The sequence below is a fragment of the Psychrobacter urativorans genome (assembly GCF_904846675.1).
GTDB lineage: Bacteria > Pseudomonadota > Gammaproteobacteria > Pseudomonadales > Moraxellaceae > Psychrobacter > Psychrobacter urativorans_B.
On record NZ_CAJHBT010000022.1, the window covers coordinates 39,032 to 47,197 of the forward strand.

The 8,166-nt window shown below is 46.5% G+C and carries 6 protein-coding genes; 4 read left to right on the forward strand and 2 right to left on the reverse strand.

Annotated features, from left to right (window positions below; translation table 11 throughout):
• Window positions 1-21 precede the first annotated feature (21 nt).
• The 3 genes from JMY06_RS09955 to JMY06_RS09965 are packed head-to-tail and all read left to right on the forward strand — an operon-like array spanning window position 22 to window position 4,236.
• A complete protein-coding gene (locus tag JMY06_RS09955; protein ID WP_227672279.1) occupies window positions 22-732 on the forward strand; it encodes a molecular chaperone in 711 nt (236 codons plus the stop codon).
• A complete protein-coding gene (locus JMY06_RS09960) occupies window positions 704-3,223 on the forward strand; it encodes a fimbria/pilus outer membrane usher protein (protein ID WP_227672280.1) in 2,520 nt (839 codons plus the stop codon). Before JMY06_RS09955 ends, JMY06_RS09960 begins: the two co-directional genes overlap by 29 nt.
• Window positions 3,223-4,236 (forward strand): spore coat U domain-containing protein, encoded by a 1,014-nt coding sequence (locus JMY06_RS09965; RefSeq protein WP_201618129.1) that lies wholly within the window; start codon window positions 3,223-3,225, stop codon window positions 4,234-4,236. Before JMY06_RS09960 ends, JMY06_RS09965 begins: the two co-directional genes overlap by 1 nt.
• Window positions 4,237-4,279: 43 nt before the next feature.
• Here JMY06_RS09965 and JMY06_RS09970 read toward each other — a convergent pair whose 3' ends face one another.
• Window positions 4,280-5,914 carry a phosphoethanolamine transferase gene (locus tag JMY06_RS09970; RefSeq protein ID WP_201618130.1) on the reverse strand — a complete coding sequence of 545 codons (1,635 nt, stop codon included), beginning with the start codon at window positions 5,912-5,914 and terminating at the stop codon, window positions 4,280-4,282.
• A 200-nt stretch (window positions 5,915-6,114) separates the two neighbouring features.
• Between JMY06_RS09970 and JMY06_RS09975 the strand changes: the two genes are divergently transcribed.
• On the forward strand, window positions 6,115-6,345 hold the full coding sequence (locus JMY06_RS09975; protein WP_201618131.1) for a hypothetical protein: 231 nt from the start codon (window positions 6,115-6,117) through the stop codon (window positions 6,343-6,345).
• A gap of 143 nt (window positions 6,346-6,488) precedes the next feature.
• Here the strand turns inward: JMY06_RS09975 and JMY06_RS09980 are convergent, their stop codons facing one another.
• Window positions 6,489-7,973: an aldehyde dehydrogenase family protein gene (locus JMY06_RS09980; RefSeq protein ID WP_201618132.1), complete on the reverse strand. Its 1,485-nt coding sequence runs from the start codon at window positions 7,971-7,973 to the stop codon at window positions 6,489-6,491.
• Between the last annotated feature and the right edge of the window lie 193 nt (window positions 7,974-8,166).

An 8,166-nucleotide genomic window follows, 5' to 3' on the forward strand; every position in this document is an offset into this window, starting at 1 on the left:
AGGCCGGCTGTTATTTCTAGCTTGCTACTGTCGTCTAGTTTGGCAGTGGCAAGTGGCCTTCAGGTCTCGCCCATTTCTTTAAGCTTACAAGCTCGAGAGAATGCCAGTGGCCTGACGCTCAGTAACGCCGGTGACAATCCGATACACGCGCAAGTGCGCGTGTATCAGTGGTTGCAGGATGAAAAAGGCGATCAGCTTACCCCGTCACGGGGATTGCTAGCCAGTCCGCCGATGATTGAGCTGAAAGCGGGTGAAAAACAACTCATCCGAATCATTCGTGCTAAGGCTCCGCCGCAAGGCACCGGCGCTGTAGAAGATGCTTACCGGATTTTGGTCAATGAGCTGCCAATCAAATCTGCTACTCAAAAGACGGGATTACAATTTGCGTTGAGTTATTCTTTACCGGTATTTGTGCAGCCTGTTGGGGTGGGCAAAACCAGTCCACAATTGCAGTGGAGTACGCATCTGCAACCAGACGGCAAGCAGATAAAATTACGTGTCAGTAATACTGGTAATGGTCATGCCCAATTGGCTGGGTTGAGCTTTACGGATACGGCTGGCAATAGTACGGATCTTAATCAGGGTTTGCTAGGTTATGTGTTACCTGGTGCTACCATGAACTGGACGCTGAAAATACCGCCCTCTACACTAACGGCAGGTGGTAAATTCAAGGTTATGCTTAATGGCACTCAGACGACACCGAATGTCACGATGGACACGTCCACTCGCTAAAGCATTTTTGCTGCAGTGTGTGGCGGTATCCGTCAGCCATGCGGTGGAACTGAATGACATTGCTCCTACAAACAGAGTTCTTACAAACAGTACTGCTACAGATGCTGCTTCTCCAATTGTTAATTCTACGAGCAGTGCCGATGATGGATTGGCTCGGCTCGACCTGAACAGCTACAACTCTGACGATGATGAAGCTGGCCTTGACTTGTATCTGGACGTCACCCTAAATGGCGCCAGTGCAGGCTTGGTTCACTTCACCTTCCGTGACGATCAACTCTGGGCAAGTGCTACCATCCTGCAACAGCTTGGCTTTATAGTACCGCCCAACCTTATAGAACCAATACCACTCACTAGCCTGCCCGACCTCAAGATCAATTATGACGCACGGCAGCAAACCGTTAGTCTTATTGCTCCTCTTAGCATGCTCAGTTTGGACGCCACCGTCCTTAATACTCGCACTAACAAGCGCCCGCAACCCAACGCATCGCCCGGTATGTTATTAAATTACAACCTCTATGGCACCCAAACTCAGAATAGCGCCAAAAATCTGAGTGCTTATACCGAACTGCGCGCGTTCAATGCCCTTGGCGTAGTAAGCTCCACTGCCCTAACCACCGCCAACCGCCTTGCTGACAGCGACAATAACAGCAGTGACTGGGAAGGTCGTACCGTACGTTTAGATACCAGCTGGAGCAAGTCATTCCCCGATAAACTGATCACCGTTCGTGCAGGCGACATCCTCACAGGCGCGCTGTCATGGACACGGCCTACACGTTTAGGCGGGCTGCAAATTGGCACCAATTTTGACCTGCAACCTTATATGTCGACCACCCCATTACCAGCATTTTTTGGCTCTGCCACCCTACCTTCAGCGGTAGAGCTCTATGTGAATGGCCTTAAGCAATACAGCGGTGATGTACCAGCCGGCCCATTCGAGCTCAATACGGCTCCCAGCTTCAGTGGCGCGGGCACTGCCCAGCTGGTGGTGACCGATGCACTAGGCCAAAGTACGACGCTTAATTTCTCTTTATACGATGCTCATCGTTTGCTGCAACCGGGACTTTCTGACTGGTCGGTAGAGCTTGGCACGGTGCGTGAAAACTATGGCATTCATTCTTTTGATTACGGCAGCAACATTGCCGCCAGTGGCACTTGGCGTTATGGGGTGAGTGACCGCTTTACCGCAGAAACCCACGCCGAGGTAACCAATGGCCTCAGTAATGCGGGGGTCGGTGGTACGTGGCTGCTCGGCAGTGCAGGCGGTATCTTGTTCGCATCACTAGCGGGTAGCGAGAGCCAAGGTCAAGGCGGCATGCAATACAGCACCAGCTATTCATGGAATAACAGACGCTTCAATATTGGTCTCAGTGCCCTGGGTACTAACGGTGACTACCGTGATGTGGGCTCGCAGTACGGATCAGCCCCCGCCCGCCGAAGTGAGCAGATATCAACAGGTTACAGTACTCAATCTCTGGGCAGTTTTGGTGTGAGTTATAATCAAGTGGCACTTGGGCAGCAGGAGACCACACAGTTTGCCAATGCCTATTGGTCTAAATCTTTTGGTCGGCGTCTGCGCCTAAACGCTAATTATAATCACGATATTAATAACTCTGCTAATAATACTGTCTCTCTTGGCGCCTCCCTATCACTGAGCGGTAATACCTCAGTTAACAGTAGTGTTCAGCACACCAACGAGCGCAACGTCCTTGTAGCGGATGTGTCGCGATCCGCTCCGAGTGCGGGCGGCATTGGCTGGCGGGCGCAAGCGCGGCATAGTTTGGATAATAGCGCAGATAGCTCAAGTAATTACGCGAATAGCAGGAACAGCACAGGTGGACTTGCGGAATTAAGTTACCTCGGTCGCTACGGTCAAGCACAAGCTGGCATCAGTGGCAACGATGGTAACTACGCTACCTATGCCAGCGCCACAGGCGCGCTAGTCAAAATGGGCGGAGGGATCTTTGCTGCCCGCCAAATCAATAGCGGTTTTGCCGTGGTCTCCACAGGCGGTATCGCCAATGTGCCCGTGCTACTGCAAAATAGTCCTATTGGTACGACCAATAGCCGTGGCCTGTTGCTAGTGTCACCGCTGAACGCTTACCAAGACAACAAGATTGGCATTGACCCTATGCAGTTGCCCGCTGACCTCCGTATTGATAAGGTAAATATTGAAGCCACGCCTACTGACCGCGCTGGTATATTAGTCGCCTTTGGTATCACACCCGTGCGCTCTGCTTCTATTATACTAACAGACAGTGACAACCAACCAATAGAGCTGGGCAGTCAGGTACAGTTGCTCACGAACAAAGAAGCGCCGTCGACAGTCGTCGGTTTTGATGGTGAGGTATATTTGGACACGCTGGATGAGAAAAATGTGCTGGAAGTGACTACCCCTTCTGATGATATTTGCACGGTTAGCTTTGATTATTCCAAGCAAGGTGATGAAATTCCGCTCATCGGTCCGCTCATCTGTCAGAAGGTACAGAAATAATGAAACCATTTAAAGTAAAGCTGTTTCAATGGCGTTATGGCCTGTTTTTGCTGCCAGTGGTGTTGTGGTCCCCGGTAAATAGCGCGCAGGCTGATATTACCTGCACCGCAAGCATGAATAGTGGCACTGTAAACATTAATAATGCTATTACTCCCGTCAACGCCGATAATAAAGCCATTACAGGCAACTTAAACTACAGCTGCACTAATAACGGCACATCGCCAGCTTATGCGTCAGTCCATCTCGGGATTGATGGTGGCGACAGTGCTACTCTTAACCCGCATTATATGTCTGGGCCCAATAGCTCCAAATTAGCATTCACCATGACATTGCCGAACGGTGCGCTTTGGGGCAATGGTAATGGTAGTGGCTCTGAATACCACCCTGACCCATTCCTTATTTCTCCAAGCGAAATGATTACCCGTAGCGTAGTCATCAAAACCACATTGTTATTTGGATACCATAACGCTTACGCCACAGAGGGAGTTCACGTCAATAACAGCTATATTACGTTAAAGTATGACAGCGCTACCGACAATACCGCGCGCTTGAATTACAGAAACGGTGATCAAGAAGCAATTCAATTCCCGTTTACTGTTCAAGCCACCGTCGTCTCAAGCTGTTTAATCAATTCTGCCTCTAATATCGACTTGGGAAGCCAGCCGGCAAATCTGACCAATATCACCGGTTACAATAGTGTCATCAATGTAACCTGTACCAATGACGCGCTTTATAATATCGGCTTATCCCCTTCTAACGACAATGCGGATGGTGAAGGCGTTATGACAGAAACCCCCAGCGATAGCTACGGAGTCCCCTATCAATTGCGTTCCACTTCAGGCGTTGGTGGAACGATATGGGGCAATACTGCCACTTCTGACAACGTAGGTAACGGGGTAGCGGGAACGGGTAGCGGTGCACCTAAAAGCCATACTGTCTATGTCACTGTGCCCAGCGCCGACTTCAAGCCTGGCAATTATTCCGACATAGTCACTATCAGCGTGAATTATTGATAGTCTATATTTACTAAGCTTTAACGTTAAAATAGTATCGCTATTACGGTTTAAACAACGTCATCTTATCAGCAGTTTCTTGGGTGTGAATGCCATAAAATCCCAGCAAGGACGGAGTGATAACGTCATGTGAGACTGGCTTTATCACCAAAGAGTGTAGGCTATCAGAATCAATATCGTTATTTTCAGGAAACCAGACGATCAGAGGCACATGTTTTTGGGCTTTAGGAGCAATCTGATAAGGCAGGCCGTGTAGATAGATATTGTTTTCACCCAAACTCTCCCCGTGATCGCTCATATATATCATCGCGACATCATAGGAGTTCTGATATTGCTTGAGTTTTTCAATCGTGGCATTCAAAAAGAAGTCAGTATAGCGAATGGCATTATCATAACCATTAATTAGGCTACTTGGGTCACACTCGGATAACTCATTACTCATACAAACGGGTTTAAACACCTCAAACTCTTTTGGATAGCGCTTATAGTAAGCGGGTCCGTGATTGCCCATCTGATGTAAAACAAGCAAAGTATCTCGCGGTTTTCCTGATGCCGTCACTATCTTATCAAAGCCATTTAACATGCCAATATCTCGGCATTCTTCATCACAGATGGGGTTCAGCGTTGCCGTTTCAAAGTCTTCATAAGTAACTCTATCTGCAACCCCTTTTGAGCTAGAATTATTATCACGCCAGATGACCTTTACGCCAAGTCGGCTTAGCGTGTCAAGCACGTTTTCATGATACTGTGCCTCATCAACGTCATAATCTTTTTGATCGAGATAGCTGAACATACAAGGCACTGAATAGGCGGTAGACGTACCACAAGCTGTCGCGTCTTTAAAACTATAAATATTTTCTTGTTTGCCCAGTAGCGGCATGGTGTCGCGTGGATAATCATTCAAACTGATATGGTCACCACGCACCGTCTCACCAACCACAAGCACCATTAACTTAGGTTTAGTCGGGGGTGAGATACTTGTAGTAATTATCCTCTTGGCATCAGTCGCATGCGTAATCATCGATGTCGGCCGTGTCATGTCGTCATAATAAACTTTTACCAGCTTAAACGCCGAATATATAGGAATAATCGGATTGGTGTAGTAGCGGACTTGCTTGTGCTGTCGAAAAAAGCTGGCATATTGATCCCCGAAAGGCAGCACACTGATGGCGATTAACGCGACAGCCATGAGGAGCGTCACCGCTTTATGTTGAGTCGCCTTTTTCCACGACAAACGTGGCACTCGTGCTTTAAAAATCAACAACGCGGGCAACACGCCTAATAGTAAAACTCTAATGATAAAAGCCGGTGCTAATAGGTCAAGTGCCTCTGCCTCGTCAGTTTGCATGCCATTTAACAGCATGTTACGATCGAAAATTGTGCCGTAAGCATCGGTAAAATAAGCACACATTGCTGCTATTATCACTATGAACATTAAGACAAAACGGTAGCTGATACGGTAGCAGAGCAGCTGTAGGATCAACCACAACAGGCCGAGCACCATACCGGTTAATGAGATGATGAATCCTAGATTACTTGTTAAGTCATAGATACTTAGAACTTGCTGAAAAAATCTAAGGTTGGCCGTGATGACTAAGAATACTGCAGTAAAAAAGATCAGGTAATCTAAGCCAATCTGACGAGTTGAGAATGAGAGCTTGGGCAACCATATGTTCATTATGTAGGCCTGTCTAACTTGATATAGAGTGGTAACGCACTCAATTAACGATTAAGTTCAACGGTGACGCTCTAAAATATCACATACTGTATAGAGCGGGTTAAACATTAGACCCTGACATTTATCATGCTCTTTCTAGCCACGAGCATTGACTCTCGTCACTCTGACTGCTTAAATGGTTTTACACTTAGGAGAATGCCATGACTGAAGAACACGCTTCAATTCAAAAGCGTAGAATCATCGATAGATTTTTGATGAAACTTACGAAAGAAGAACCGCAAATGTATTATGCTACGACATCTGAAGTCGCTCGCAGTATTCATACTATGATAAAGGAGCACACCAACCGCTTGTCGGTAGAAGATCAAGCGCTCGTCAAGCATATGACCATCGATGAAATACAGGATATGTTAGGCTTTCACCTTAAATAATAGCGTCCTTCAGAAACACCAGAAATTAGCACAATATCTCTTCTATAAATAAAAAAAGACTGCCTTCACGGCAGTCTTTTTTTATTAGTATTACAATCAACACATCAGAATTTAGAAAGGGCAGAGTTTAGAAAAGTCAGAACTTAGAAAGGATAGTCACGCGGCGTATGCTGTACTGAAATCCAATGCACGGTCGTGAACTCTTCAAGTACCCACTCGCCATTGAAGCGACCGATACCGGAATTTTTCTCCCCGCCAAAGGGAGCGTTACTATCATCATTCACAGTAATGTCATTAATATGAGTCATGCCAGCTCTGATGCCCCGAGCAAAGCGTAGACCTTTTTCCATATCTTTAGTGAATACCGCACTAGACAGTCCATACATAGTGTCATTGGCAATCGTCAAGGCATCCTCTTCATCTTTGGCGCGAATAATACCGACCAAGGGTCCAAATACCTCGTCGCGTGCCAATTCCATATCGCGCGTTACTTCCGTGAAGATATGCGGTGGTACTAATTGACCTTTAATATCCCCACTTAAAATAATTTTCGCACCCTCTTCTTGCGCGGTAGCGATTTTGTCTTTTAGCGACTTGAGTTGTTTTTTATTAATAATGGGACCGACCGCCGTGTCCTGCTTATTGGGATCACCTACGTTTAAAGTCTTAACGTGGTCAAGGAAACGCTCTACAAAATCATCATAAATGTCATCTTCAACAATGATTCGATTGATAGCGATGCAAATCTGACCTTGGTGTAAAAACTTACCAAAGGCCGCCGCTTTTACCGCTTGCTCAATATCGGCATCTTTTAACACGACAAACGGACTGTTACCACCCAGCTCTAATGCCACTTGCTTGACACAATCGCCGCCGTTGGCCAACTCACCAATATGCTTACCTACAGCAGTCGAGCCGGTGAAGGATACCAGTGAAGGTATATCATGAGTAACGATGGCATCCCCTATATCACTACCGGCACCAATAACCACACTTAGCAATCCTTTTGGTAGGCCCGCCTCTTCAAATATTTTTGCCAGTAATAGACCACCAGTAATCGGTGTATCACTAGCGGGCTTAAGTACGACCGCATTACCAAGCGCTAAAGCTGGCGCGATAGAACGCTGAGTCAAATGTAGCGGAAAGTTCCATGGACTGATGACCGCAATCACACCCATCGGCTCACGATAAATGAAGTTTTCTTTACCAGGGGTATTAGAGGGACGAATTTCACCATGGACGCGACTAGGAAACGTTGCCGACTCAAGTGTAATCGCACGCGCACTACCGAATTCTACCATCGCCTTAATGCGGGTACTGCCTGACTCTTTAATCAACCAGTCAACAATTTCATCTTGACGCTGATCGAAGATATCGACTACTTTATATAGTACACCAGCACGCTCTGCTGGCGTTTTTTGTGCCCACTCAGCCTGCGCTACCGTTGCGGCCTGATAAGCCTCATCAAGCTGCGTTTTTGTAGCTTGTTTAATCTCTACGAGCGTATCACCATTATAAGGATTGGTATTAGTATTGACACTATCGTCTTCACCCTTTTGCCACTCACCAGCGATATATTGCAAATCGAAATTACTGTAAGCGTTAGAGTCTGTATTATTAGTAGTCATAATCATTCCTATTTTTATTTAAATACTTATTGTTCAAAAGCCAGTTATTTGAAAGCTCGTGTTATTTCAAGTTGCGTGCTTTTGTGTTATGGCTTAAAAAATTTGAGTCAAAGAGTCAAAGAGTCAAAGAGTCAAAGAGTCAAAGAGTCAAAGAGTCAAAGAGTCAAAGAGTCAAAGAGTCAAAGAGTCAAAG

Coding starts and splice junctions, on each gene's coding strand:
- JMY06_RS09960 (WP_227672280.1), top strand. CDS start 704: ATGTCACGATGGACACGTCCACTCGCTAAAGCATTTTTGCTGCAGTGT.
- JMY06_RS09980 (WP_201618132.1), bottom strand. CDS start 7,973: ATGACTACTAATAATACAGACTCTAACGCTTACAGTAATTTCGATTTG.
- JMY06_RS09975 (WP_201618131.1), top strand. CDS start 6,115: ATGACTGAAGAACACGCTTCAATTCAAAAGCGTAGAATCATCGATAGA.
- JMY06_RS09965 (WP_201618129.1), top strand. CDS start 3,223: ATGAAACCATTTAAAGTAAAGCTGTTTCAATGGCGTTATGGCCTGTTT.
- JMY06_RS09970 (WP_201618130.1), bottom strand. CDS start 5,914: ATGAACATATGGTTGCCCAAGCTCTCATTCTCAACTCGTCAGATTGGC.